This window comes from Stenotrophomonas sp. 28608_Sma (assembly GCF_056486185.1).
Map to the genome: position 1 here is coordinate 3,774,264 of NZ_CM151308.1, position 25,611 is coordinate 3,799,874.

The 25,611-nt window shown below is 66.9% G+C and carries 18 protein-coding genes; 5 read left to right on the forward strand and 13 right to left on the reverse strand.

All coding sequences use genetic code 11. The features are described from left to right. Nucleotides 1-13: 13 nt before the first annotated feature. Nucleotides 14-817, reverse strand: a complete 804-nt coding sequence (gene cysQ / locus ACZLHH_RS17840) for a 3'(2'),5'-bisphosphate nucleotidase CysQ (protein WP_032130106.1) — start codon at nt 815-817, stop codon at nt 14-16. Further along, on the reverse strand, nt 814-1,377 hold the full coding sequence (gene nudE / locus ACZLHH_RS17845) for an ADP compounds hydrolase NudE (RefSeq protein ID WP_005418435.1): 564 nt from the start codon (nt 1,375-1,377) through the stop codon (nt 814-816). Before nudE ends, cysQ begins: the two co-directional genes overlap by 4 nt. A 77-nt stretch (nt 1,378-1,454) precedes the next feature. Here nudE and bioA point away from each other — a divergent pair, with 77 nt between their 5' ends. Together bioA and ACZLHH_RS17855 are read left to right on the forward strand one after the other, a co-directional pair. Further along, nucleotides 1,455-2,846, forward strand: a complete 1,392-nt coding sequence (bioA, locus tag ACZLHH_RS17850) for an adenosylmethionine--8-amino-7-oxononanoate transaminase (RefSeq protein ID WP_071228212.1) — start codon at nt 1,455-1,457, stop codon at nt 2,844-2,846. Beyond that, the gene (locus ACZLHH_RS17855; protein WP_164081220.1) at nt 2,837-3,574 is read left to right on the forward strand and encodes a 16S rRNA (uracil(1498)-N(3))-methyltransferase; all 738 of its coding nucleotides are present in this window, start codon (nt 2,837-2,839) and stop codon (nt 3,572-3,574) included. Before bioA ends, ACZLHH_RS17855 begins: the two co-directional genes overlap by 10 nt. 108 nt (nt 3,575-3,682) lie before the next feature. Here the strand turns inward: ACZLHH_RS17855 and ACZLHH_RS17860 are convergent, their stop codons facing one another. The 7 genes from ACZLHH_RS17860 to pilG form a co-directional block, all read right to left on the reverse strand. Continuing rightward, complete coding sequence (locus tag ACZLHH_RS17860) at nt 3,683-4,147, reverse strand: chemotaxis protein CheW (RefSeq protein ID WP_032130103.1); 465 nt, start codon at nt 4,145-4,147, stop codon at nt 3,683-3,685. Beyond that, entirely contained in the window at nt 4,144-5,484 is a 1,341-nt protein-coding gene (locus tag ACZLHH_RS17865; protein WP_132810643.1) for a chemotaxis protein CheB, read from the reverse strand. Before ACZLHH_RS17865 ends, ACZLHH_RS17860 begins: the two co-directional genes overlap by 4 nt. After that, nucleotides 5,471-12,163 carry an Hpt domain-containing protein gene (locus ACZLHH_RS17870; protein WP_180845172.1) on the reverse strand — a complete coding sequence of 2,231 codons (6,693 nt, stop codon included), beginning with the start codon at nt 12,161-12,163 and terminating at the stop codon, nt 5,471-5,473. Before ACZLHH_RS17870 ends, ACZLHH_RS17865 begins: the two co-directional genes overlap by 14 nt. A gap of 100 nt (nt 12,164-12,263) precedes the next feature. Further along, nucleotides 12,264-14,300, reverse strand: a complete 2,037-nt coding sequence (locus ACZLHH_RS17875; protein WP_032130100.1) for a methyl-accepting chemotaxis protein — start codon at nt 14,298-14,300, stop codon at nt 12,264-12,266. 41 nt (nt 14,301-14,341) lie between these two features. Continuing rightward, on the reverse strand, nt 14,342-14,872 hold the full coding sequence (locus tag ACZLHH_RS17880; RefSeq protein WP_005410716.1) for a chemotaxis protein CheW: 531 nt from the start codon (nt 14,870-14,872) through the stop codon (nt 14,342-14,344). Continuing rightward, on the reverse strand, nt 14,872-15,234 hold the full coding sequence (locus ACZLHH_RS17885; RefSeq protein ID WP_005410717.1) for a response regulator: 363 nt from the start codon (nt 15,232-15,234) through the stop codon (nt 14,872-14,874). The genes ACZLHH_RS17880 and ACZLHH_RS17885 overlap by 1 nt, the downstream gene beginning before the upstream one ends. Before the next feature lie 18 nt (nt 15,235-15,252). Further along, nucleotides 15,253-15,654 carry a twitching motility response regulator PilG gene (pilG, locus tag ACZLHH_RS17890; RefSeq protein WP_005418455.1) on the reverse strand — a complete coding sequence of 134 codons (402 nt, stop codon included), beginning with the start codon at nt 15,652-15,654 and terminating at the stop codon, nt 15,253-15,255. Nucleotides 15,655-15,894: 240 nt separating this feature from the next. Here pilG and gshB point away from each other — a divergent pair, with 240 nt between their 5' ends. Beyond that, entirely contained in the window at nt 15,895-16,842 is a 948-nt protein-coding gene (gshB, locus tag ACZLHH_RS17895; protein WP_049400397.1) for a glutathione synthase, read from the forward strand. Then, a complete protein-coding gene (locus tag ACZLHH_RS17900) occupies nt 16,842-17,726 on the forward strand; it encodes an energy transducer TonB family protein (protein WP_049422140.1) in 885 nt (294 codons plus the stop codon). Before gshB ends, ACZLHH_RS17900 begins: the two co-directional genes overlap by 1 nt. A gap of 500 nt (nt 17,727-18,226) precedes the next feature. Here the strand turns inward: ACZLHH_RS17900 and tsaB are convergent, their stop codons facing one another. Both tsaB and ACZLHH_RS17910 read right to left on the reverse strand, forming a co-directional pair. Further along, nucleotides 18,227-18,940 (reverse strand): tRNA (adenosine(37)-N6)-threonylcarbamoyltransferase complex dimerization subunit type 1 TsaB, encoded by a 714-nt coding sequence (tsaB, locus tag ACZLHH_RS17905; protein WP_134950714.1) that lies wholly within the window; start codon nt 18,938-18,940, stop codon nt 18,227-18,229. A 9-nt stretch (nt 18,941-18,949) separates the two neighbouring features. Then, nucleotides 18,950-20,998 carry a DNA repair helicase YoaA gene (locus tag ACZLHH_RS17910; protein WP_049461889.1) on the reverse strand — a complete coding sequence of 683 codons (2,049 nt, stop codon included), beginning with the start codon at nt 20,996-20,998 and terminating at the stop codon, nt 18,950-18,952. A gap of 192 nt (nt 20,999-21,190) precedes the next feature. On the opposite strand from ACZLHH_RS17910, the gene ACZLHH_RS17915 reads away from it, so the two are divergent. After that, nucleotides 21,191-22,542 (forward strand): IS3-like element ISStma2 family transposase gene (locus ACZLHH_RS17915; RefSeq protein WP_440566552.1). Its coding sequence is split into 2 segments (ribosomal slippage): nt 21,191-21,638 and nt 21,638-22,542, totalling 1,353 coding nucleotides; the frame shifts between segments, so codons are not numbered across the junction. A gap of 151 nt (nt 22,543-22,693) precedes the next feature. On the opposite strand, the gene ACZLHH_RS17920 is transcribed toward ACZLHH_RS17915, so the two are convergent. Both ACZLHH_RS17920 and ACZLHH_RS17925 read right to left on the reverse strand, forming a co-directional pair. After that, nucleotides 22,694-23,656, reverse strand: a complete 963-nt coding sequence (locus ACZLHH_RS17920) for an IS110 family transposase (RefSeq protein ID WP_440977487.1) — start codon at nt 23,654-23,656, stop codon at nt 22,694-22,696. A gap of 449 nt (nt 23,657-24,105) precedes the next feature. After that, a protein-coding gene (locus tag ACZLHH_RS17925) for an IS3-like element ISStma2 family transposase (protein ID WP_132809301.1) occupies nt 24,106-25,457 on the reverse strand; the annotation gives its coding sequence in 2 pieces (ribosomal slippage) (nt 24,106-25,010 and nt 25,010-25,457; 1,353 coding nt in all). Between the last annotated feature and the right edge of the window lie 154 nt (nt 25,458-25,611).

A 25,611-nucleotide genomic window follows, 5' to 3' on the forward strand; every position in this document is an offset into this window, starting at 1 on the left:
GCGGTCTCCAGGGTCAATCGGACAACCAGTCGCGCCAGGGCAGGCTGGTGTCACCAAGGGCAATGAAATCACCGTTCAACAGGGTCTCGCGGCGGTTGTAGCGGAACGGCTTGCCGGTCGCCGCCGACAGCACCGCGCCACCGGCGGCGTGCAGCACGCACTGGCCGGCGGCGGTGTCCCATTCGGAGGTCGGGCCCAGCCGGGGATAGACATCCAGCCCGCCTTCGGCGATCCGGCAGAACTTCAGCGATGAGCCCTGTGCGATGGTCTCGATGCGGCCCATGCGCGCCAGCAGCGCCTCGGTTTCCGGTGAGCGGTGCGAGCGGCTGGCGGCAACCCGCAGCGGTGCGGTGGCCGGCGTGCGGGTGCGCAACACGGTGTCGTGCAGGCCCTGCCGGCGATAGGCCAGCTCCCCGCGCATGGCATGCCAGACGATGCCGGTCACCGGGGCCAGCACCACGCCGAAGGCCGGTGCGCCCTGGTAGATCAGCGCGATGTTGACGCTGAACTCGCCGTTGCGCTTGACGAACTCACGGGTGCCATCGAGCGGATCGACCAGCCAGTAGGCGCCCCAGTGGCGGCGCTGTTCCCAGGGGACCTGCGCCGATTCCTCGGACAGGATCGGCAGATCCGGGGTCAGCTGCTGCAGGCCCTGCTCGATGACCTGGTTGGCGGCCAGGTCGGCTGCGGTGACCGGACTGTTGTCATCCTTGATCTGCACGTCGAAGCCGTCGGCATAGACCTGCATGATGGCCTGTCCGGCTTCCTGGGCAATGGCGATGGCGGTCTCGCGCAGGTCCGTGGTCAGTTTGATCATCGCGTTCCCTGCAGCCACTGGCGGGCGATGAACAGCGCTGCCAGCGAGCGTCCCTCGGAGAAGTCCTCGCGCAGCATCAGCTGGTCCAGCTCGGCCAGCTTCCACGGAACGACTTCCAGCTCTTCCGGCTCATCGCCGGCCAGCTTTTCCGGGTACAGGTCGCGCGCCACCACCAGCCACGACTGGTGGCTCATGTAGGTCGGGGCCAGGGTCATCGCGCGCAGCACGTCCACCCGGCGCGCGCCGTAACCAGCCTCTTCCTTCAGTTCGCGGTCGGCGGCCTGCTCGGGGGTCTCGCCGGCATCGATCCGGCCCTTGACCAAGCCCAGTTCGTAGCGGTGCATGCCGGCGGCGTATTCACGTACCAGCAGCACGGTTTCGTCGTCGAGCATCGGCACCACCACCACCGCGCCATGCCCCCGGCTGACCAGCCGCTCGAAGCGGCGGCGTTCGCCGTTGGAGAACTCCAAGTCCAGGTGCTGGCGCTGGAAGGGACCGTTCTCCTCATCGGTGATCCGATGGATGATCGGCAAGCGACGGCCGGCACGGTCATCGTTCATGCGGAATCTCCGCGGCGGCCGGCGCCTGCGCCGGGGCCGATAGAATGTGCAGGCAGCAACATGTTCATGAGCCCGAAATGCTAGCAGACCCAACCCCCTCCCCGCTGGTCGAGCACTGGCGGCAGCGCGACCTGCAGGTGCTGTGGCACCCGTGCACGCAGATGCGCGAGCATCCGCACACCCTGCCACTGGTCCCGATCGCACGCGGCCAGGGCGCCTGGTTGTTCGACCACGACGGCAACCGCTACCTGGACGCGGTCAGCAGCTGGTGGACCAACCTGTTCGGTCATGCCGAACCTCGCATCGGTGGTGCCATCGCCGCCCAGGCCACGCAGCTGGAACAGGTGATGCTGGCCGGCTTCGGTCATGAGCCAGCCATCACCCTGGCCGAACGCCTGCTGGCGCTGGCCCCGCGCCAGCCTGGCCGCGAACCGCTGGCCAAGGTGTTCTACGCCGACAACGGCTCCGCCGGCGTGGAAGTGGCGCTGAAGATGGCCTTCCAGTATTTCCAGAACCGTGGCGAGCCGCGCCGCACGCGCTTCATCGCGCTGGAGAACGGCTACCACGGCGAGACCCTGGGCGCGCTCGCGCTGGGCGACATCCCCCTGTACCGCCGTGTCTATGCACCGCTGCTGGCCGAAGGCCTGTTCGCGCCCTCGCCCGACGCTTACCTGGCCGAGCCGGGCCAGAGTGCGGCAGATCGCGCGCGGCAGGCCGCGGATGGACTGGCCACGCTGTTCGACCAGCACCCGGGCGAGATCTGCGCGGTGATCCTGGAACCGCGCCTGCAGTGCGCCGGCGGCATGCGCATGCACGACCCGGTGTACCTGCAGCGCGTGCGCGAACTGTGCGATGCGCACGGTGCATTCATGATCGCCGACGAGATCGCCGCAGGCTTTGGCCGCACCGGCACCCTGTTCGCCTGCGAGCAGGCCGGGGTGATGCCGGACCTGATGTGCCTCTCGAAAGGCCTGACCGGCGGCTTCCTGCCGCTTGCCGCGGTACTGGCCACGCAGGCCCTGTACGACGCGTTCCTCGACGACTCGCGCGAGCGCGCGTTCCTGCATTCGCACAGCTACACCGGCAACCCGCTGGCCTGCGCGGCCGCGCTGGCGACGCTGGACATCTTCCGCGACGACGATGTGATCGCGCGCAACCGCGGCATCGCCTCGGTGATGGGCACGCTGGCTGCACCGTTCAGCGACCATCCGCACGTGGCCGACGTGCGCCAGGCCGGCATGGTGGTGGCGTTCGAGCTGTCGCGCGATGGCAACAAGCGCACACCGTTCGACCCGGCCATGCGGCTGGGCCTGCACGCCTACAAGGCTGCCCTGAAACGTGGCGTGGTGCTGCGTCCGCTGGGCGACGTGCTGTACTGGATGCCACCCTACTGCGTGGATGACGAACAACTGGAGCTGCTGGCACATACCACGCTGGCGGCGATTGACGAGGCGATTGCATGCGCGTGACCCGCTGCCCCATCGACCTGGCGCTGCACAGCGGCCAGACCGTGACCCTGCCGGAAGAGACGGCCAACCATCTGGTGCGGGTGATGCGCCTGCGCGAGGGTGATACCTGCGTGCTGTTCAACGGCGACGGCCATGACTACAGCGCCACGCTGACCGTGGCCGGCAAGCGCGAAGTGCAGGTGCGCATCGACGCCGTGCAGGCCATCGACACCGAATCGCCGCTGGCGATCACCCTGCTGCAGGGCATCGCCCGCGGCGAGAAGATGGACCTGATCCTGCAGAAGGCCACCGAACTGGGCGTGGCGGCGATCATTCCGGTCAACGCCGAGCGCACCGAGGTGAAGCTGGATGCAGCACGGGCGGAGAAGCGCGTGGCGCACTGGAACAATGTGGTGACCTCGGCCTGCGGCCAGTCCGGGCGCGCGCGCATTCCGCACGTGGGATCCCCGCTGTCGCTGGCGCAGGCGGCAGCGGCGCTGCCGCCCGATACGCTGCGGCTGACCCTGGACCCGCTGGGCACACATCGCTTGTCGACGCTGGCGGCCGCTCCGGCAGGCGGCATCGTGATCGCGATCGGCCCGGAAGGTGGGTGGTCGCCACGCGACCGTGATCAACTGGCAGCCGCGGGCTTCCAGGGCCTGCAGCTGGGCCCGCGCATCCTGCGCACGGAAACGGCCGGCCTGGCCGCGATTGCAGCACTGCAGGCGCGGTTGGGGGATCTGGGGTAAGGCCCGATTCCTGGTAGTGCCGGCCGCTGGCCGGCAACCGCATGATTCCGTGGATGCCGGCCAGCGGCCGGCACTACCGGGAATTCAAAATGCCCGGCGGATGTCCGATCAGGCCGCCAGCGAATCCAGGGCGGCTTCCAGCGCGTCCAGGTTCGGCAGCAGCGCGCTCTGCTCGCCCAGCAGCACACGCATGTGCACGATGTCCGGCAGGGTTTCTTCCGAGGCGTCAGCCAGCAGGCCGTCGCGCGGCACCGAAATCAGCTGCGGGAAGTTCTGCGTCAGCAGGGCGTAGTACGGGCGTTGCGCGTTGCCGCTGAGGGCCTTCAGCACCACCACCTTGTTGTGGCCGCCCACGGCTTCTTCGCCCAGTCCCGAAAGACGTGCGAACGACACCAGCGGCACCTGCCAGCCATGCCAGCCGATCTCGCCGACCAGCCAGCGCGGCGCACCGGAGACCGGCTGCACCGGCACGCGCGACATCATTTCGGCCACGGTGGCATTGGGCAGCAGCACGCGCGCGTTGCCGGCCTGGATCAGGACGCCACGGATTTCGTCATTGCTGGCATAGCTCATGGTGCTTCTCCGTTGTCGTCCTGCTCACCCCAGCGCGCGGCAATCGCCTGCGCCAGTTCCTGCGGTTCACCGGCCACCATGCCGGCAGCAACCACCGCCGTGGCTGCAGCCGGGTCGTAGCAGCCCTCGCCCACCTGCCCGGCCACCCATGCACCGGCGGCGGCCAGATCCAGCGCCGGACCAACATGCGCAAGGTCAGCGCCGCTGAGCAGGACCAGCGCGGTGTGGTCAGCTGGCAGCGCGGCAATCGCAATGCCCTGCGCGTCGCTGACGAAATGCAGGCCGTCACTGGCTGCCTGCACGCCGATGTCATCGGCCAGCACGTGCACTTCACCCGGAGTTGCACGCTGGCCGGCTTCAGCCAGCTGCACCGGCAACGGCGACACGCGTGCCATCTGCTTGACCAGGTTGCCGTAGCGCCCGCCATCCAGGCGCATGTGCACCAGGACGGGCACGCTCAGCGAAGGCGGCAGCGCGCCGAGCAGGCGACGCAGCGCATCCGGGCCACCGATGCCGGCCAGCACCAGCAGCGATCCGGCGCGTGCGCCCACGGGCGCTGCGGCATCCAGATCGACCAGGCTCAGATGACCGGTATCGAAGGAAGGCAGCGGAGCCTCCACGGCAGCGTGGTGCGGAGCGGTTGCCGAGGCATCGGCCTCGTCCTCGACCAGCGACCAGGCGGTGTGGTCGAAGGAGACCGGCGGTAGCGGCGGTGCTGCGGACGCGGTCTCTGCCAGCGACGGCAGTGCGGGGGCCTCCAGCCGCTCAGGCACCACCGGCTGCAAGGCCGCCAGCGCCTGTTCCAGCGCGATCGGTTCGTGCAGCTGTACAGGCGGCGAGTACAGAGTGTCAGCGGGGACCTCGTCGGCCCAGCTCAATGCCTGCTCCAGGTGCGGCTGCAGCGCTTCTTCCTGCGGCGCCGGTGGCGGTGCCGGGTGGCCCGGCTCCAACTGCAGGCTGGGTTCTTCTTCGGCCCCCGGCGGCAACACCTGCTGGTGGCCATGCAGCTTGGCGGACAGATGACGGCCCCAGCGCTGAGCCTCCCAGCCATCACGACGTGCAGCCAGTTCGGCCTCGTCGAAGACCAGGGTCAGGCCCGGTGCGGACAGCACCGCTTCCAGGCGCTCCAAGGCGTCCTCGATGGCGGCTTCCAGCGCGATCACCACGAACTGTGGGCGCGCCTCCTGCAGGACCCGCGTCTCCAGCGTGTTGGGATCATCTTCCAGCACCAGCTGCACATCGGCGTGCGACAACGCCTCACGCAGGCGCTCACGCGCCGCGCCGGGACGAGCCAGCAGGGCCACGGCCGGAGCCGCTTGGGTTTCACTCACGGACACGGGCGATCCCCAGCAGGTCGTACACGTTACGCATCAGGTCCAGTTCCTGGTACGGCTTGCCCAGGTAACGCTGGACACCGATCTCGAAGGCGCGCTGGCGGTGCTTGTCACCGCTGCGCGAAGTGATCATCACGATCGGCACGTCCCTGTAGCGCGGGTCGGCACGCATCGCGGTGGCGAGCTCGTAGCCATCCATGCGCGGCATCTCGATATCCAGCAGCATCAGGTCCGGCACGCGCTCTTCCAGGCGTTCCAGCGCTTCCACGCCGTCGCGGGCGACGCTGACCTCGAAGTTGTGGCGTTCGAGGATGCGGCCGGTGACCTTGCGCATGGTCAGCGAGTCGTCGACCACCATCACCAGCGGCACCTGGCGCTCCTGGCGCGGTGCGTTGGCCAGCACAGGCAGCGTCGGGTTGGCGAGGAAGCGGCGCACCAGCGGCGCCACGTCCAGGATCACCACCACGCGGCCATCGCCGGTGATGGTGGCACCGTAGATGCCCGGCACCGACGCGATCTGCAGGCCGACCGGCTTGACCACGATTTCGCGGTTGCCCAGCACCTGGTCGATCGCCACGGCGGCACGCAGATCACCGGCACGGACCAGCAGCAGCGGCACCTGGTCCTGGCCATCGGCACGCGCCGGGGCCTGCCCGACCAGGCTGCCGAGGTCGTACAGCGGATAGTCTTCGCCGCTGTAACGGTAGCTGCTGTCGGCGGCTTCGAAACGCTCGCGCGACAGGCGGCCGATACCACTGACCGAGGCCACCGGCACCGCGAAGGTGGTTTCGCCGATCTGCACGAACACCGCCTGGGTGACGGCCAGCGTCTGCGGCAGGCGCAGGGTGAAGCGTACGCCCTGGCCCCGCACCGACTGGATGTCGACCGAGCCACCGAGCTGGCGCACTTCGTTGCGCACCACGTCCATGCCCACGCCACGACCGGCCAGCTGGCTGACCTGGTCGGCGGTGGTGAAGCCGGACGCGAAGATCAGGTTGTCCAGCTCCTGCTCGTTCGGCTGCGCATCGGCGGCCAGCAGGCCACGGTCGATGGCGCGGCGGCGGATCGCCTCGCGGTCCAGGCCAGCACCGTCATCGGCCACTTCCAGCACGATTTCCGAACCTTCGCGGTGCAGGCGGATGGCGATCTCGCCCTCCTCCGGCTTGCCGGCGGCGCGGCGCTGTTCCGGCGCTTCCAGGCCATGGGCCACGGAGTTGCGCAGCATGTGTTCCAGCGGCGCGACCATGCGGTCGAGGACGTTGCGGTCCAGTTCGCCGTGGGTTCCTTCCAGGGTCAGGTGGACCTGCTTGCCGGTATCCATGCCGGACTGGCGGACCACGCGGCGCAGGCGCGGCACCAGGCCATCGAACGGCACCATGCGCGCGCGCATCAGGCCATCCTGCAGCTCGGAGCTGACGCGCGACTGCTGCTGCAGCAGCGAATCGTACTGGCGCGACAGATCGTCCAGCACGCCCTGCAGGCCCCCCAGGTCGGCCGCCGACTCGTTCAGCGCACGGCTGAGCTGCTGCAGGGTGGAGAAGCGGTCCAGCTCCAGCGGATCGAACTTCTGGTCGGCCTGGTCCTGTTCGCGCTGGTAGCGGGCGACGATCTGCGCCTCGGTTTCCAGGTCGAGTCGCCGCAGCTGGTCGCGCAGTCGCGCATTGGTGCGCTCCAGTTCGCCCATGGCACCACGGAAGGCACCCAGCTGCTGTTCAAGCCGCGAGCGGTAGATCGCCACTTCACCGGCATGGTTGACCAAGCGGTCGAGCAGGTCGGCACGCACTCGCACCTGCTCCTGCTGCGGACGCGCCAGCGGATCTTCATCGACCACGCCCTCGGCCGGAAGCGGAGCCGACAGCGGCGCTTCGATCAGGGTCGCCAGCGGGCCCGCGGCCTGTGCGGGCACGGTCTCGATCTCGCTTGCCACACGCGCGGCCGCAGCGGCTGCGGCGATATCGATGGTGGTGCGGACCTCGAAGGCTTCGACCAGATCCTGCGCCGGCTCCACCACGCGGTGCGCGCCGGTGCGGGTGAGCAACTGGTGCAGGCGGTCAAAGCCACGCTCCAGCAGCTGCACGTCGCGACGTTCGATCTCGGTACGGCCAGCGGCCACCGCCTCCAGCAGCGATTCGATGCTGTGGCCAAGATCGCCGATGGCATTGATGCCAGCCATGCGTGCGCCACCCTTCAGGGTGTGCAGATCACGCTGCAGGCCGGCCAGCACCTCGCGGTCCTGCGGCGCATCACGCAGCTCGCTGATCAGGCCATCGCAGTGGTCGAGCAGGTCCTTGCCTTCCTCGACAAAGATATCGACCAGCTCGCGGTCGTACACGCTGAAGTCGAGTGCATCGGCGCCGTCCTCGGCATCCGCCGCAACAGGTGCCTGCTCGTGGTGCGGCGCACGCGGCACGATGTCGGTCGCTGCAACCTGTGCATCGGTATCGACCGTGCCCTGGCCCGGTGCGTCTTCCATTTCGAAGAAGCGCACCGCAGCAGTGCCGCCCTGCGGCGCCTCCGCGGTGATCTCCTCAATCACCGTCGCCGGGGACGGCTGATCGGCGCTCTCTCCTTCACCGACCGCCGCCTCCCCGCCGACGTCCGCATCCTCGGCAAAGGCATCTGCCTCGCCCGGCGCGAGTTCGCTGGCCTGGAGGCCGATCACGGGCCATTGCCCGTCGTCGTCCAGGGTCTGCTCCTCCTCGATCACGTGCAGGCCGGCCTCGAGCGCGGCTGCCAGCGTGACCGGTTCTGCAAAACCCGGCACAGCCATTTCATCCTGCAGGCTCGACAGCTCGCTGTCGAGTGGCAGTGCAGCAGCGTCGTCAATGACGTTGTCATCGTCACTGTCCGAATCAAACGGCAACGGCGTATTCAGGTCGATCGCGTCAACTTCCGCAGACACCGGCAACTCTTCCGCGTCGCGGTCATCCACCGGCAGCGCACTGGCGTCGAGGTACGGCGACAGATCGTCCGCCATGGTCAGGTCAGCGTCGTCGACCGTCGCGATCGCCGGCACGGCATCTGATTCGTGCTGGGCAACATCAGGCGCACTTTCAATCGGCTGGATCGATTCAATCGCGCCGGTGTCGTCCGCGGCAGGTTCACCCTCGCCCGGCACCGACGGCCAGCCGGCGTCGAAGTAACGCGAAAGATCGTCGCTGGCGGTCAGCTCACCCACGTCCAGGCCGCTGTCGGCTGCGACGTCCAGCGCCTCCAGCCCGGTTGCAGCTGGAACCGGTTCCAGCGCATCTTCGGCATGCGACTGCGGCTCGGCAATGAAATCGGTCGCCGCATCGAAAGCGGACGGCATGCTGGTTTCGTCCAGCGTGTCCAGCCCGGCCAGCGGCGCTTCGGCCGCGGATGCCTGCTCGGCATCAGGCGCCAGCTCGACGCCCTCTTCGTCCTCGTCTTCCAGCGCGAACAGCGGCCAGCGCGCTTCCGGCAGCTCGCCGGCCAATGCCTGCAGCCGCTGCACCAGCGCGCCCTGCGGAACAATCCGCGGCTGTTCCTCCTGCAGCGCCTCCATGGTCGCGGTGATCGCCTGCGCGGTCGCATCCAGTGCGGCTACGCCCTCGTCGCCAGGCACCACGTCGGCGGCCAGTGCACGCTTGATGTAGGACTCGGCACCGCCGGTGACCGCCGTGATTTCCGGCACTTCGGTCATCGCGAAGGCGCCGTTCATGGTGTGCACCGCACGCAGCAGTGCGTCGCTGACCGGCTGCGGTGCCTGCTGCGCCGAACGCAGCCATTCCTGCAGGGTCGCCTGGTGGACTTCGACCTCGGCCTCGAGGATCTCGCGCAGTACGCTGTCGATGTTGGCCGGGGTACCGGCGTCTTCCGCCACCGCCGTGGCATCGGCCTGCGCCGACGCAGCGGCCTCGGCTTCCAGCAGGCGGCTGATTTCGTCTTCGCCTTCGGACTCGGCCAGTGTCGCTGCCGGTGCGGCCGCAGCCGGCAACGGCACGTAGAAGGTCTCCTCGCCGGCACCGACCCGATCGGCAATGGCCTGCATCGCCTGCAGGTCCACGCTGATGCGCTGGCCATGGCGCAGCGCGGCGTTCAGCTGCGGCAGCGCGGCATGGGCGTTGTCGACCATCGCCAGCACCGCCGGAGTCGCCGGGCGACTGCCATCGAGCACGCGATTGAGCATGCCTTCGATCTTCCAGGCGAACTCGCCCAGGGTGCGTGCACCCACCAGGCGGCCACTGCCCTTGAGGGTGTGGAAGATGCGGCGGATCGGCCGCAGCCGGTCCATGTTGTCCAGCTGCATGCGCCATGCCGGCAGCAGCGTGCCCAGGTTGGCCAGCTCGTCGTCGAACTCTTCCAGGAACACCTCGCGGATGTCCTCGTCGATGTTCTCGGCATCGTCGTCGAAGCCGGCCTCGAAGCCGGTCTCGGTGCCGGCCACGACCGGGATGTCCGCAGCGGGTGGAGCCGCCATGGCCTGCGGATTGAAATCGGCCGCCGCGGCGCTCAGCTCGGCGAAGAACTGCGCGTCGGCTTCGCTGAAGTCGATGGGCGCGATGGTGTCGATATCAATCACCGACACCGCCGGTGCCGGTGCATCGGAGACCGGCGTCAGCACCTCGGCCATCGGCGCGGGCACGTCCTCCTGCACATCCGCCGGAACCGCGTCCGCTTCGGCAACCACAGGGCTTTCGTCCACCCGCACGGATGCCGCGGGATCGACGATCTCCAGCGCCGGGTGCAATCCGGCGTCGTCGTCCAGCGACAGCGTCTCCATCGCGTGCAGCGACAGCACGTCGTCGGCATTGTCCAGCGCATCGGCGTCGAAACGGAACACCACGTCGTCACCGGCGGCGACCACATCGTGCTCGGCAGCCACCGGGTCGAACACGGGCGCGGCAACGTCAGCGGTGTCGAAGGGCACCGACGCGTCGACGTCGTCCTCGACATCCATCACAGCCACATCGGCCAATGCCGGCGGTGTTGCCTCCGACAGTGTCCACTGCGGCGCCGGTTCCACGCTGGTTTCGGCCCGTTCGAAACTGACCGGGTCGAAGCTGGCGAAGGTCGGACTGCGCTCGTCTTCGGCACTCGCGGTCGGCTCGGAGTCCGGATGGAACGGTGCGAGATCCCATTGCGGTACCTCGGGCGCAGGCGCGCTGGAGGCGGCGAAGACCAGCGGTGCATCCGCGTCGTCATGCAGCGACAGCGGTGTGGAGGCGACGCTCCCCAGCGCCCCGAACATCAGGCGGTTGTCCACCACCTCCGGTGCAGGCGTGGCCGGTGGCGGATCGAAGGTGAAGTCCGGCAGCGGCACCGGCACCGTGCCGGCGGCGGGCGCGGCCGGCTGCACTGGAATCTCGATGGGCTCCGGCTGCACCGGCTCGGCCTGCAGTGCGATCGGCTCGCGGTCCACCAGCAGCGATGCGAACGGAATCGGCGCGGCGGCAACAGGCTCCACCGCATTGCGGTCCGGCAACGGCCAATAGCGCAGCGCTTCAAGGCTGCTGCGGGTGATGTCGAGGATGTCCTCGCGGCCCGGGCGGCGGTCGCGCAGAGCCTCGAGGTAGTACTCCAGGCTGGCCATGGCATCGGCCAGGGTGTCCAGCTGGCGGCCACTGGGCACGCGCTGGCGACCGATCAGCTCGGCTTCGATGTACTGCTGCACACCGCGCAGGTAATCGGCGGCGGTGTTCAGGTCGAGCATGCGCAGCGCACCGGAGACATCGCCCAGCAGGCGCGGCACGTCCTGCAGCTCGGCATGGTTCCAGCTGGTTTCAATGAAAGCGACGAAATGCTCGCGGGCGGCGGCGAAGTTGGCGATGGCCTCATGTGCCAGCACCTCCACCGTGCGCCGGTTCTCCACCGCGCTGGGGTCATCTTCGCCACTGCCGCCGGCGCCCAGATGGGCGACCTGGTCGTCCAGCGACGCGTCCACGTAGAGCAATGCTCCGGCGATATCCAGCAGCAGGTTCTCGTCGATCTGCTGGCGCCCTTCGACCACGCCACGCAGCGCATCGCGCTGCTGCACGACCACGCCGCGGGCAACGCCCAGGCCCATCATGCCCAGCGTATCGGCCACGGCGCCAAGTTCGTTGGCCTGGGTCTGCAGCTGTTCGGGCGCACCGCCAGTACGCAGGTGCAGGTCCAGCGCATCCTTGATGCGCAGCAGTTCTTCCTTCACCGCGCTGCCCACGGTATCCAGCAGCTCGCGGTTGCGCCCGCTCAGGCTGCCACGGGCATGGTCCAGCTCGGCCTCGGTGGCACTGACACTGTCCGGCGCGAACGCCAGCAGCACGCTGTCATGCACACCTTCCTCGCCTCGCGCGGCACGGATCTCGTTGAGCAGCGGCATCAGCACGATCGGAATATCGCGATGACCGTTCTGCAGGCGCTCCAGGTAATCGGGCAGCAGCACGCTGCCGCGCATCAGGGTCGCGCAGGCTTCATCCCGATCAGCCACGCTACCGGCGCCGATGGCATTGGCCAGCTGTTCAAGCTCCTCGGCCACCATCGCCGGGGCATACAGCTCGACCATGCGCAGGGTGCCCTGCACCTGGTGCAGGTAGCCGGCGCAGATGCGCATGCGGCTGGCATCGGCCGGGTCTTCCGCGTAGTACTCGACCTCGTTGCGCACCTGGCGCAGGGTCTCGTCCAGCTCGGGCTTGACCCAGCCCAGCGCTGCGTGGCTCATCGCATCGCGCAGACTGCTCATGGACGCGCTCCGTTCGCCGCCGCGCGGTGGCCGCGCGAGTTCTGGCGTGGGAAATGGAAATGCTTCATCGACTGGTTCCTTGCTCGCCGCCCTGCCCGCGTCACGCCGGCAGCTTGAAGTCGGCGACCGAACGGCGCAGGTCGGCCGCCAGCTGCGCGAGGTGACCGATCGATTCGGCGGTCTGCCCGGCACCCTGCGAGGTCTGGCCGGTGATCTGCCGGATCACGCCCATGGTGCGGGTGATGTCCGAGGCCGCAGCCGACTGCTGCTGGGCGGCGATGGAGATGTTCTTGATGAGGGTGTTCAGTGCATTGGACACGCGCTCGATTTCGGTCAGTGCGGTGCCGGCGTCCTCGGCCAGGCGTGCACCGGACACCACTTCGGCGGTGGTCTGTTCCATCGAGGTGACCGCTTCGTTGGTATCGGCCTGAATGGCCTGGACCAGGTTCTCGATGCGTCGGGTTGCGCCCGAGGTGCGTTCTGCCAGGCGCTGCACTTCGTCGGCCACGACCGCGAAACCGCGGCCCGCTTCACCGGCCGAAGCCGCCTGCACCGCCGCGTTCAATGCCAGGATGTTGGTCTGCTCGGAAATGTCGTTGATCAGTTCCACGATCGAGCCGATTTCCTGCGACGACTCGCCCAGGCGCTTGATGCGCTTGGAGGTTTCCTGGATCTGGTCACGGATCTGGTCCATGCCCTGGATGGTCTCGCGCACCACGCCGGCACCTTCGGCAGCGATCACCACCGAGCGCTGTGCCACGTCGGCCGACTCGGCCGAGTTGCGCGACACCTGTTCGATGCTCGCCGCGATTTCACCGATGCGGTCCGAGGCCGAGGTGATCTGGTTGGCCTGATGGCCCGCCGCCTCTGCCAGCTGCATGGCAGTGGCCTGGGTTTCCTGGGTGGACAGCGCGACCTTGGCCGAGGTGTCGTTGATGGTGGTCACCAGGTGGCGCAGCTCGTCCACCGCGTAGTTGATCGCGTCGGCGATGGCGCCGGTCATGTCCTCGGTCACCGAGGCCTTCACGGTCAGGTCGCCCTCACCCAGCGAGGAGATTTCGTCCAGCAGCCGCATGATCGCCTGCTGGTTGCGGCTGTTGAATTCCACCTGGGTCTGGTAGCGCAGTTCCTGCTCGCGCGAGCGGCTGCGCACGTTGGTGGAGACGAAGCCGATGATCGCGATCAGCGACAGCGCACCGGAGACCACGCCGATCCAGAAGTTCGGGAACAGGCGGGTATCGGACACCGAGCCGAACGAGGAGAACGCCTCGAACAGCTTGCGGCTGTCGTCCAGCATGTGCGCCGATCCCTGGCCCAGCGCGGTGGCGGCGGACTGGGCGGCGAACAGCTGGCGCGAGCTGGCCAGGATCGCATCGGCGTCCTGCTTCATCGCTTCCCACTTCTGCTGCGACTGCTCCAGCGCGGCCACGGCGGCGGCACCGCGCACGGCGGTGATGCCCAGTTCCTCGTTGCCGTTGCGCAGGCCGTCGAGCACCTGCGAGAACACGGTGATGTCGCGTGCCAGTGCATCGCCCGAGGTGGCAGCGGCGCTGCCACCGGCACGCATTTCGGTCACGCGGCGGGCCATCGAACCGGCCACCACGACCTGCTGCAGTGCGCTGTACACCTGCGACGACGGCGCGCCCGAGGCGGACATCGCGCGCACCAGCTCGTTCAGCTGGGCCTGCAGGCCCGGCACCGCGCCGGTGAAGTTGTTGGCATTGCCGGCCAGCGCCAGCACCGCCGGTTCACTGGCAACCAGCTGCCCGGCCTGCTTGCCCAGCGGCGCCCAGGTCTCGGCCAGGGTGGCGATCGCACCGGACACGCCCGGTTCCTTGCCGTAGCGCCCCTGAAGGGTCGACACGTTCTGTTCGATCGCGTTGCGGGTGGCCTTGAAGGCGGTGAACGCCTGCGCGTTGCCGCCCACCGCATCACGGCCCTGGTTGGCCAGCTGCTGTGACAGCACCTGCAGGTCGGCCGCCTTGGAGCCGGCATCGGCCAGGCGACTGCCCTGCCAGGTGGCGACGCCGGTGTTGACGCCGAACAGGATCATCGATGCCAGCAGCAGGAACAACCAGAGGTTGCTGCCGCCCAGCCGCAGCTTGCCGGTCTTGGTGGCGTCCGAAGCAGTACTCATCGTTCAACCTCGATCTTCAATGCAGGGGGCGATGCCCGGCCTCAGGCCGCGGCTTGCCGGAATTCAGGGGTACGCGACAGCAGCGAGAGCGAGAACACGCCCCAGTCGTGGCCGTCGGCGTGGAAGGCGCGATCGACGAAGTGGCCGTAACGTCCTTCGGCCAGCGTGCCGGCCGCGATCTGCTGGTCCAGTTCGAAGCTGCGCTGGCCGAACAGTTCATCGATGGTCAGCGCGACGTCGCCGCCGGCCTGGCGCATGATCAGCACGCGCTGGCCTTCCTGCTGCACGGTACGCGTGCCTTCCAGGAAGTACTTCAGGTCGACCACCGGGAACAGGTTGCCGCGCAGGTTGCCCACGCCCAGCAGCCACGGCTGCGCGCACGGCACCGGGGTGACCGGCGGCATCGGCACGATTTCCACCACTTCGCGGAAATCGGATACCAGCCGGCGCTGGCCGACGCGGTAGCCCACGCCACGCCAGAGGTCCTGGGCGAACTGCCGCTCGGGCAGCTGCACCGCATGGGCCAGGCTGCGCCGTTCATAGGCTTCGAGGATGTCGAAGGGCGAGCGCATCAGGCCACCAGTTCGTTGATCCGCGCGATCAGTTCATCCTCGCGCGGCGGCTTGACGATGTAATCGGCTGCGCCCTGGCGCAGGCCCCATGCCTTGTCGGTTTCCATCGCCTTGGTGCTGACGATGATCACCGGGATGTGCTTGATCGCTGCGTCACGGGCCATCGCGCGGGTGGCCTGGAAGCCGCTCATGCCGGGCAGTACCACGTCCATCAGCACCAGCTGCGGCACCTGGTCGCGGACCAGCTGCAGTCCATCCTCGGCGTTGTCCGCTTCCAGCACCTCATGGCCGGCACGGCGCAGCCACTGGGTGAACACCGCGCGGTCGGTCGGTGAATCCTCGATCAGAACGATACGAGCCATTGTGCCTTTCCCCCCTGGTCAGGCGTTGACGTATGTGCGGATGGCACCCAGCAGTTCTTCACGCGTGAAAGGCTTCGTCAGGTACTGCTCCGAGCCGACGATGCGTCCCCGCGCCTTGTCGAACAGGCCATCCTTGGACGACAGCATGATGACCGGGGTCGCCTTGAACAGCTGGTTGCCCTTGATCAGCGCACAGGTCTGGTAGCCGTCCAGGCGCGGCATCATGATGTCGACGAAGATGATCTGCGGTTGCTGGTCTGCGATCTTCGCAAGCGCTTCGAAGCCGTCGGTGGCGGTGACCACCTCGCAGCCTTCGCGCTTGAGCAGCGTTTCCGCAGTCCTGCGGATGGTCTTCGAATCATCGATGACCATCACCCGGAGTCCTGCGAGTTCCCCGCCCGCAGTCGTGTTTTCAGTCATTGCCTATCCCCAAGCGCACGGCCCGATCTCTGGCGGGGGCCGCTACGAAAGCGTATCTATATCGCACTTTCCGCGCCCGCTTCAAGGCCGCCCCATGGCGCGGGGCATGGCACCCTCCTGAACGTGACGGGTTTCGCAATGCGTGCGCGACCGCCGGGCGGACGCTGCGTTGCAGTACGGCGGGGAGGCGCGCGACCGACGTTGCCGCTACCATCAACGCCTTGCCAGACAGGTGCGCCCATGCCGTTGAACGTCATCGTGGTGATGGACCCCATCGCCCACATCAAGATCGCCAAGGACACCACCTTCGCCATGTTGCTGGAAGCCCAGCGCCGCGGCCATGCCCTGCACTACGTGCGCCCGGGCGGGTTGGCCCTGGAAGGTGGCGTGGCGGTGGCCCAGACCGCACCGCTGCAGGTGCGCGACGACCCGGCCGGCTGGTATGAGCTGGGTGCGTTCAGCCGTACCGAGTTCGGTCCCGGCCAGATCGTGCTGATGCGCAAGGACCCGCCGGTCGACGCCGAGTACATCTACGACACCCAGGTGCTGGACGTGGCCGCCGCTGCCGGTGCCTGCGTGGTCAACAACCCGCAGGGCCTGCGCGACTACAACGAGAAGCTGGCCGCCCTGCTGTTCCCGCAGTGCTGCCCGCCGACCCTGGTCAGCCGCGATGCCAAGGCGCTGAAGGCCTTTGCCCTGGAACACGGCCAGGCCGTGCTGAAGCCGCTGGATGGCATGGGCGGCCGCTCGATCTTCCGCAGCGGCAAGGGCGATCCGAACCTGAATGTGATCCTGGAAACCCTGACCGACGGCGGCCACAGGATGGCGCTGGCACAGAAGTTCATTCCCGACATCACCGCCGGCGACAAGCGCATCCTGCTGGTCGATGGCGAGCCCGTCGACTACTGCCTGGCGCGCATCCCGCAGGGTGATGAATTCCGCGGCAACCTCGCCGCCGGTGGCCGCGGCGAAGGCCGCCCGCTGAGCGAGCGCGACCGCTGGATCGCCGCCCAGGTCGGGCCGGAGATGAAGCGTCGCGGCATGCGCTTCGTCGGCCTGGACGTGATCGGTGATTACCTGACCGAGGTCAACGTGACCAGCCCGACCTGCGTGCGCGAACTGGACGCCCAGTACGGGCTGAACATCGCTGGCACCCTGTTCGACGCACTCGAGGCCGGCCTGCGCTGATGCCGTCCGCCCCTGCCGTCCTGCCCCCGCCGCCGCGCGAAGCGCAACGGCTGGGGGCGACCATCGCGTTGTCGGTGCTGGTCCACGCCCTGCTGATCCTGGGCGTGGGCTTCGCCGTGAAGGGCGATGCGCCGCTGGTGCCGACGCTGGAAGTGATCTTCAGCCAGACCCGCACCGCACTGACGCCGAAGCAGGCTGATTTCCTGGCCGCAGCCAACCAGGAAGGCGGTGGCGAACACGACCGCGCACAGCGTCCGCGTGACAACCAGGCCGGCATCGTGCCGCAGGCCCAGTCCGGAATCAGCCCGATTCCGCAGCAGCAGCAATCGGCCGCACCGGTTCCGCCGCCGCAGGCGCGGGTGGTCAGCAGCCGCAATGGCGAAGAGGTGGTCGCGCAGGCACAGTCCCGGCCCACGCCGGATCAGCCCGAACCGGATGCGCCCTTGAGCGCACGCGAACAGCGCGACGTGGAGATGGCGCGCCTGGCCGCCGAAGTGCACCTGCGCTCGGCGCAGTACGCCAAGCGTCCGAACCGCAAGTTCGTGTCGGCCAGCACGCGCGAATATGCCTATGCCAACTACCTGCGTGCCTGGGTCGATCGCGCCGAGCGCGTCGGCAACCTGAACTACCCGGACGAGGCCCGGCAGCGCCGCCTGGGTGGCCAGGTGGTGATCAGCGTGGGTGTGCGCCGCGATGGCAGCGTGGAAAGCAGCCGGATCCTGCGTTCGAGCGGGACGCCGTTGCTGGATGAGGCGGCGCTGCGGGTGGTGAAGCTGGCGCAGCCGTTCCCGCCGTTGCCGAAGACCGAGGATGAGATCGATATCCTGCAGGTCACCCGCACGTGGGTGTTCCTGCCGGGCGGCACCCTGCACGACGATCGATAGGGTTCTGTTGCCCGGGCCTGCGGCCCGGGACCCGCTGCAAGCCCAAGCAACTGCAAAAGCAGGATCAAGAGCTGCGGTTGGGCTTTGGGTTTGGCGGGGCGGTGTGGGCTTGCAGGACACGCCGTAAACCCGTCCCTGGGGGCTCGATGGCGCCATCCATGGCGCCAACGGTCCTGCAAGCCCACACCGCCCCACCTTTGACAGATCGCGGCGCATTTTTGCTATTGGTAGGTGTCGACCTTGGTCGACACACATCCACGCCACGCGTGGATGCGAGCGAAGCGACCCGCTTTTGACTTTGACTTTTCTTTTTTTGATTTTCCGTGGCGGACGCACACGGGAACTGTCAGAGGCCGGGCGGGTGGGCTGCGCAGGGGCGTGAGCCGCATGGATGCGGCGACCGAGCTTACAGGGACGTACTTGCAGCGCCCCCTGCGCAGCCCACCCGCCCGGCCAAACCACGGCTTTTGATCTACGCAACCACCCCCGCCACGAGGGGCTCAGCCGTTGGCCTTCGCCTTCGCCTCGCGCGCGGCCTGTTGCTCGACCAGGGTCAGTGCCACGTTGTCACGCAGGTACGCCGGCTCGACCTTCTCCGGTGCGATGGCTTCACCGCGCGCGAAGGCCGGCACCGCGAGCGCCAGCACGTCCGATGCCCGCGGCAACGCAGTGGCATCAACGCCGCGCAGGCCAGCGCCCAACTGCGTAACAAGCGCGCCCTCGGCCGCACCAAACCCGGTACCAACGCCGTAAGCGGACAGCCCTTCCGGCAGCGATACCGCAGCGGGTGCGCATACGCGCTCGGCATCACGCGCCACCGGCAGGCCGTCCACGCGCTCGAAGCGGGCAACGTAGAGTTCGCCCATCCGCGCATCGATCGCTGACAGGATCTGCGTTTCTTCCGTCGGTGCCCGCAACGCCAGCACCTGCAGCGTCGAGACCGGCAACAGCGGACGGTCCAGGGCCAGCGCAATGCCCTGGGCAATCGCGATCGCAAGACGCACGCCGGTGAACGCGCCGGGGCCGCGGCTGAGCGCGATGCCGTCCAGCTGGCGGCGGCTGATGCCGGCTTCGGCCAGCAGCGCCTCCGCCCACGGCAGGCTCAGTTCGGCGTGCCGGCGCGGGGCGATCTCGAAGCGTTCCAGCACCTGCCCATCGACATGCAGGGCAACGGAACAGGCTTCGGTGGCGGTTTCAAAGGCGAGCAGTTTCATCGGATCGGGTCAAAACAGGGGGAACGTGGCACCGGGCGCCGGCTCAGGGCCGGTCGCAACAGCGACTGGGGCAGCCGCATCATCGGACACGGGCGCCCATTGTGGCGTAAAGAAGGCCTGCACATCGGCCAGGCTGCGGGTACGCCGGAACGGCGGCAGCGAATCGAGGAAGACCCGGCCATAGCCCCGGTTGAGCAGGCGCGGGTCGCACAGTACCAGCACGCCACGGTCGCTCTCGCTGCGGATCAGGCGGCCGACACCCTGCTTCAATGCGATCACCGCCTGCGGCAACTGCTCGTCGCGGAACGGATTGCCGCCCTGGCTGCGGATCGCCTCCAGCCGCGCCTCGTACACCGGATCGTCCGGCGCCGCGAACGGCAGCTTGTCGATCATCACCACGCTCAGCGCTTCGCCGACCACGTCCACACCCTCGCGGAAGCTGGCCGAGCCGAGCAGCACGCCGTTGCCGGATTCGCGGAAGCGCTGCAGCAGCGTCGCGCGAGGCGCCTCGCCCTGCACGAACAACGGCCATGGCCCGTCGCGCAATGCCTCGGCGGCCTCACGCAATGCACGGTGCGAGGCGAACAACAGGAAGGCCCTGCCCTGCGAGGCCTGCAACACCGGCCGCAAGGTCTGGATCAGCGCGGTGCCAAACCCGCGCGCCGCCGGATCGGGCAGGCCTTCGGGCAGGTAGCACAGCGCCTGCTCGGGCCAATTGAACGGGCTTGGCTGCACCAGCGTGTGCGGATCGTCCAGGCCCAGGCGGGTGGCGATGTGATCGAAACCACCGCCAACGGTCAGCGTTGCCGAAGTGAAGATCCACGCGGCACGGCTGCGCTCGCGATGCTCACGCAGCGGACCGGACACATCCATCGGCGTGCGCTGGCAACGGAAACCACGCGGCGTAAGCTCGTACCAGAGCACATCGGCCGCACTGCTCGCTTCCGACGGATCGGTGTCGAAATCGAGAGTGGGTTCGTCATCGCCCAGCCAGCGGCTGAGCCGCGAGACCGCCTCGCGCGCCCGCGCATGACAGGCATCCAGACCCGCCGCCGCTTCGCGCAGCGGCTGCAATGCCTGCTCCAGGGTCACCAACCCTGCCATCACCGTATCGAATCCGTCGCGCACCTGTGGCATCGCCAGCGCGCGCCATTGCGTGCCACGCGGCGGCAGTCCCTCCATCGCCGAACGCAGCGCCAGCAGCGCCTGCTGCAACTGGTCGACCGGTTCCTGCAGCGCCGACTGCGCGCCGCCCACACCGCGTGCTTCAGCCAGGCAATCGCGCCCGAGCTCCTGCCACGGGCGCATGCCAAAACCCTCGCCGAAGAACTGCGCGGCCAGTTCGGGCAACTGGTGTGCCTCGTCGATGACGAAGGCCTGGGCGCCCGGCAGCAGTTCACCGAAGCCATCCTGCTTCAGGGCCAGATCGGCCAGCAGCAGGTGATGGTTGACCACCACCACATCGGCAGCCTGTGCACGCTGCCGCGCACGCACCACGAAGCAGTCATCCCAGAACGGGCAATCGGTGCCCAGGCAGTTGTCGACGGTGGAGGTGACCATCGGCAGCAATGGGGAGTCGTCGGCCAGCCCGTCGAGCTCGGCGATGTCACCGAACTCCGAGCGACCGGACCAGGCCAGGATGCGCTGGAACTGCGCGGCCTGCTCGGGACTGGAAAACCGCGGTTCGCCGCGCGCCTGCTGCAGGCGATAGCGGCACAGGTAGTTCGCACGCCCTTTCAGCAGCGCACTGCGCAGGCCGACCCCGAGTGCCTGGCGCACCCGTGGCAGATCGCGGTGGTAGAGCTGGTCCTGCAGCGCGCGGGTGCCTGTGGAGATGATGGTGCGCAACCCGGACAGCAGCACCGGCACCAGATAGGCAAACGTCTTGCCGGTGCCGGTACCGGCCTCGGCCAGCAGCAGATCACGCTGCTGCAGCGCATCGGCGATGGCTTCGGTCAGGTGCAGCTGTGCCGGACGCGGGACGAATGCATCCAGGTGCGAGGCGAGCGCGCCGCCGTCGCTGAGGGCTTCGCGGCTGGCATGGACAAGGTCGGACATCAGAGGGAAAGGATACCCGGCCGGGCGCTGCCCGGCACCCGTTTCAAGCCAGAGCACAAGCAACGGCAACAGCGGTCATGGCTCTGGGTTGCACTGAGGGCTGGGGGGGACTGTGGGTTTGCGGGGACGCCGTAAACCCGTCCTTGAAGTGACCCCCGGGAGTTGGACGCTAGATCCAACCCCGAGGGATACATGAACAAATACGACGCGCGTTTCAAACTGCAGGTCGCCAAAGAGGCCTGCAAGACCTCCACATCGGTCAAAGCCATTGCCCGTCGCCACGGCCTGGAGTTCTCCATGGTCAGGCGCTGGGTGGCGACCTATCGGCTGCATGGTTGGCGGGGATTTCATCGCCAGGCCCGGTCCTATGACCTCCCGTTCAAGCTGGCTGTCCTGGAGAAGATGAGCCAGGACGGCCTGTCCGGGCGCGAGGCCACCACCTACTTTCAAATTGGCGATGCTGGCGCGGTGGGGCGATGGCGGCGCCTGTATGCTCAAGGCGGTGCCCAAGCGTTGGCACCCCCTCCGCCGCCGCCCCGAAAGCCGATGAAGAAGACCCGTTCGTCCAAGCCACCTGAAGATATGAGCCGCGATGAGCTACTCAAGGAAGTCGCCTATCTGCGTGCGGAGACCGACTACCTAAAAAAACTCGATGCCTTGATCCGGGAAGAGCAGGCGGCGCAGGACGCAAAGCGCAAGCCGTCCAAGGATTGAGGCAGGTTCATACGCTGTCGCTTCTGCTCGAAGCAGCTGAGCTGTCACGCAGTACGTTCTATTACCAGAACCATGTCCTGGCCCATCCGGATCAGGATGAGGCAGCCCTGTGCGAGCGCATCCGTGCAATCTACGATCAAAGCCAAGGGCGCTATGGCTATCGCACGGTGACGCTGGAATTAGCCAATCAGGGCCATCGGACCAATCACAAGCGGGTTCAGCGCCTGATGGGGGAGATGGGGCTGAAATCGCGGGTGCGTGTGAAGCGCTACCAGGCCTTCAAGGGGGCGGCCAATGTTGTGGTTGGCAATGACCTCAATCGCCAGTTCCATGCAGAGCGGCCCAACCAGAAGTGGGTGACTGACGTGACCGAGTTCAAGGTGCAGGGTATGAAGCTGTACCTGTCGCCGATCATGGACCTCTACAACGGCGAAATCGTGGCTTATCAGATCAAGCGTCGGCCCGTATTTGATCTGGTGGGTCAAATGCTGGAGGAGGCCATCAAGAAGCTTTCCCCGGATGAGCGCCCCATGATCCACTCCGACCAGGGCTGGCAGTACCAGCATGAAAACTACCGGCACATGCTGGAAAAGCACTCGTTGAAGCAAAGCATGTCCCGGCGCGGCAACTGCCTGGACAATGCGGCGATGGAGAGCTTCTTTGGAACGCTGAAGTCGGAGTTCTTCTACCTGAACAGCTTTGACAGCCTCGAGAGTCTGGAGGCTGGGCTGGTGGAATACATCCAGTACTACAACGAAGAACGCATCAAACTGAAACTGAAAGGTCTGAGCCCGGTAAAGTACCGGGAGCAGGCCCAATCGGCCGCCTGACCCCGTCCAAGTCTCGGGGGTCACTTCACCTTGGGGGCTTGGCCGCGGCATCCATGCCGCGGACACCCCGCAAACCCACAGTCCCCCACCTTCGACAGTGCCCCGGTGACGGAGGCACGCGCTTCGTAGAGTCGAGATCCTATGTTCGTGGTCAAGCCTGCTGGAAGCAGGCTTGACCCACCTTCAGCATGGCCGGATCGAAGTCCCGGCCGCTTTTGAAGAGACCCCAGGCGATCCTGGCCAGCTTTCTGGCCAGGATGTTGAAGACGGCGGTGCTGGGGTGACCGCGTTTTGACAGCTCGTCGTAGAGCGGTTGCCCCCGGCGACACCGCTTGAGCCCCATGGCGGCCATGTAGAGCATCTGGCGCAGCACTGGCGCGCCCTGTTTGGACAGCCGACGCCGTCCCGTTCTGCCGCCAGACTCGTTGGGCCGGGGATCCAGGCCCGTGCAGGCGATCCACGCGTTGGCGTTGGCCAACGGCCAGCGCGTCATGTAGTAAATCAGGTGAGCGGCGACGGCAGGGCCGATACCAGGGATGGTCAACAGGCGCTTGTAGAGCGCGCCATGCTCTCCATCGCGACCCAAGCGCTGCAGTTCGCTTTCCAGCTCGGACAGCGTCCCAGCCAGAGCGCAGAACAGATCTGACAGCTCCCCGGGGGCACTTTTGCTTACCCCGAAGGATTGCTCCAGGCGCGCGCGTGTCTTTACCAGCGTCTGCCGCTTGCGCAGCAAATCGTGCATTTGCTGCTGCTCGTCGGTACGCGGTACGTATTCACGCAGGCGATCGTTCTCCTTCTTCACGTATCGGGCGATCGCTTCGGCGTCCATGGCGTCCGTCTTGCCACGCGAGCCCGTCGCCCGGCCGTAGTGCTTGATCAGACGTGGATTGATCACATAGACAACGTGGCCTGCCTGGCCAGCCATCCGAGCCAACAACTCGTAGTACCGCCCCGTCGCCTCCATGCCAATCCGGCATCGCTGGGGCAAGGTGTTGAGCCACTGGGCTATGCCGGCCCGGGTGTTGGCGATCCTGTCGCCGGCCTTGCGGTCGGCCACTGCCGGTACGAACTCCTTGGAGTCCACGTCCACGCCAATATCGAGAGAATCAGACATTTGTACGGCTCCCAGCTATCTTTAAGGGGCTGGGGTGGTACCGCACCGACGTTAGCTTGCCTACATCGACGATCCCCTTTGGGGGCCGTACGATCCTTTATCGACGTTCGTGTGCGGGATGGGGATCGCTCGACTCGTCTGTCGGCTAGTATCCGCAGATGCATGCTTGACGGTCCCTCCACCCTGGCTCCTACATACCTCGTAGGAGCCGGGAGGAACATACAAGCTTGCTCGACTGGGATGTCAAAAGCGGTTGAGGGAACGGGAAAAGAGGACGAATTACCGCGAGCGCGCGCAGCGCGCGACCCGCTTTTGATTTTGATTTTGTTCTTGCCTGCGGCCCGCGCGATGTATAGCGGGCCGGGTGGGTGGGGCGTGCAGGACCGTTGGCGCCATGGATGGCGCCATCGAGCCCCCAAGGTGAAGTGACCCCCGAGACTTGGACGGGGTCAGGCGGCCGATTGGGCCTGCTCCCGGTACTTTACCGGGCTCAGACCTTTCAGTTTCAGTTTGATGCGTTCTTCGTTGTAGTACTGGATGTATTCCACCAGCCCAGCCTCCAGACTCTCGAGGCTGTCAAAGCTGTTCAGGTAGAAGAACTCCGACTTCAGCGTTCCAAAGAAGCTCTCCATCGCCGCATTGTCCAGGCAGTTGCCGCGCCGGGACATGCTTTGCTTCAACGAGTGCTTTTCCAGCATGTGCCGGTAGTTTTCATGCTGGTACTGCCAGCCCTGGTCGGAGTGGATCATGGGGCGCTCATCCGGGGAAAGCTTCTTGATGGCCTCCTCCAGCATTTGACCCACCAGATCAAATACGGGCCGACGCTTGATCTGATAAGCCACGATTTCGCCGTTGTAGAGGTCCATGATCGGCGACAGGTACAGCTTCATACCCTGCACCTTGAACTCGGTCACGTCAGTCACCCACTTCTGGTTGGGCCGCTCTGCATGGAACTGGCGATTGAGGTCATTGCCAACCACAACATTGGCCGCCCCCTTGAAGGCCTGGTAGCGCTTCACACGCACCCGCGATTTCAGCCCCATCTCCCCCATCAGGCGCTGAACCCGCTTGTGATTGGTCCGATGACCCTGATTGGCTAATTCCAGCGTCACCGTGCGATAGCCATAGCGCCCTTGGCTTTGATCGTAGATTGCACGGATGCGCTCGCACAGGGCTGCCTCATCCTGATCCGGATGGGCCAGGACATGGTTCTGGTAATAGAACGTACTGCGTGACAGCTCAGCTGCTTCGAGCAGAAGCGACAGCGTATGAACCTGCCTCAATCCTTGGACGGCTTGCGCTTTGCGTCCTGCGCCGCCTGCTCTTCCCGGATCAAGGCATCGAGTTTTTTTAGGTAGTCGGTCTCCGCACGCAGATAGGCGACTTCCTTGAGCAGCTCATCGCGGCTCATATCTTCAGGCGGCTTGGACGAACGGGTCTTCTTCATCGGCTTTCGGGGCGGCGGCGGAGGGGGTGCCAACGCTTGGGCACCGCCTTGAGCATACAGGCGCCGCCATCGCCCCACCGCGCCGGCATCGCCAATTTGAAAGTAGGTGGTGGCCTCGCGCCCGGACAGGCCGTCCTGGCTCATCTTCTCCAGGACAGCCAGCTTGAACGGGAGGTCATAGGACCGGGCCTGGCGATGAAATCCCCGCCAACCATGCAGCCGATAGGTCGCCACCCAGCGCCTGACCGTGGAGAACTCCAGGCCGTGGCGACGGGCAATGGCTTTGACCGATGTGGAGGTCTTGCAGGCCTCCTTGGCGACCTGCAGTTTGAAACGCGCGTCGTATTTGTTCATGTATCCCTCGGGGTTGGATCTAGCGTCCAACTCCCGGGGGTCACTTCAAGGATGGGTTTACGGCGTGTCCTGCACGCCCCACCTACCCGGCCCATCACCTGTATCCATCAGTGCGAGCGCGCGCCGCAGAGGGGGCAGCGCCCGATGGAGTGGA

Bases quoted from the DNA above. Each gene is read 5' to 3' on its own strand.
- cysQ (WP_032130106.1), bottom strand. From the start codon at position 817: ATGATCAAACTGACCACGGACCTGCGCGAGACCGCCATCGCCATTGCC.
- nudE (WP_005418435.1), bottom strand. From the start codon at position 1,377: ATGAACGATGACCGTGCCGGCCGTCGCTTGCCGATCATCCATCGGATC.
- bioA (WP_071228212.1), top strand. From the start codon at position 1,455: ATGCTAGCAGACCCAACCCCCTCCCCGCTGGTCGAGCACTGGCGGCAG.
- ACZLHH_RS17855 (WP_164081220.1), top strand. From the start codon at position 2,837: ATGCGCGTGACCCGCTGCCCCATCGACCTGGCGCTGCACAGCGGCCAG.
- ACZLHH_RS17860 (WP_032130103.1), bottom strand. From the start codon at position 4,147: ATGAGCTATGCCAGCAATGACGAAATCCGTGGCGTCCTGATCCAGGCC.
- ACZLHH_RS17870 (WP_180845172.1), bottom strand. From the start codon at position 12,163: ATGAGCAGTCTGCGCGATGCGATGAGCCACGCAGCGCTGGGCTGGGTC.
- ACZLHH_RS17875 (WP_032130100.1), bottom strand. From the start codon at position 14,300: ATGAGTACTGCTTCGGACGCCACCAAGACCGGCAAGCTGCGGCTGGGC.
- ACZLHH_RS17880 (WP_005410716.1), bottom strand. From the start codon at position 14,872: ATGCGCTCGCCCTTCGACATCCTCGAAGCCTATGAACGGCGCAGCCTG.
- ACZLHH_RS17885 (WP_005410717.1), bottom strand. From the start codon at position 15,234: ATGGCTCGTATCGTTCTGATCGAGGATTCACCGACCGACCGCGCGGTG.
- pilG (WP_005418455.1), bottom strand. From the start codon at position 15,654: ATGACTGAAAACACGACTGCGGGCGGGGAACTCGCAGGACTCCGGGTG.
- gshB (WP_049400397.1), top strand. From the start codon at position 15,895: ATGCCGTTGAACGTCATCGTGGTGATGGACCCCATCGCCCACATCAAG.
- ACZLHH_RS17900 (WP_049422140.1), top strand. From the start codon at position 16,842: ATGCCGTCCGCCCCTGCCGTCCTGCCCCCGCCGCCGCGCGAAGCGCAA.
- tsaB (WP_134950714.1), bottom strand. From the start codon at position 18,940: ATGAAACTGCTCGCCTTTGAAACCGCCACCGAAGCCTGTTCCGTTGCC.
- ACZLHH_RS17910 (WP_049461889.1), bottom strand. From the start codon at position 20,998: ATGTCCGACCTTGTCCATGCCAGCCGCGAAGCCCTCAGCGACGGCGGC.
- ACZLHH_RS17920 (WP_440977487.1), bottom strand. From the start codon at position 23,656: ATGTCTGATTCTCTCGATATTGGCGTGGACGTGGACTCCAAGGAGTTC.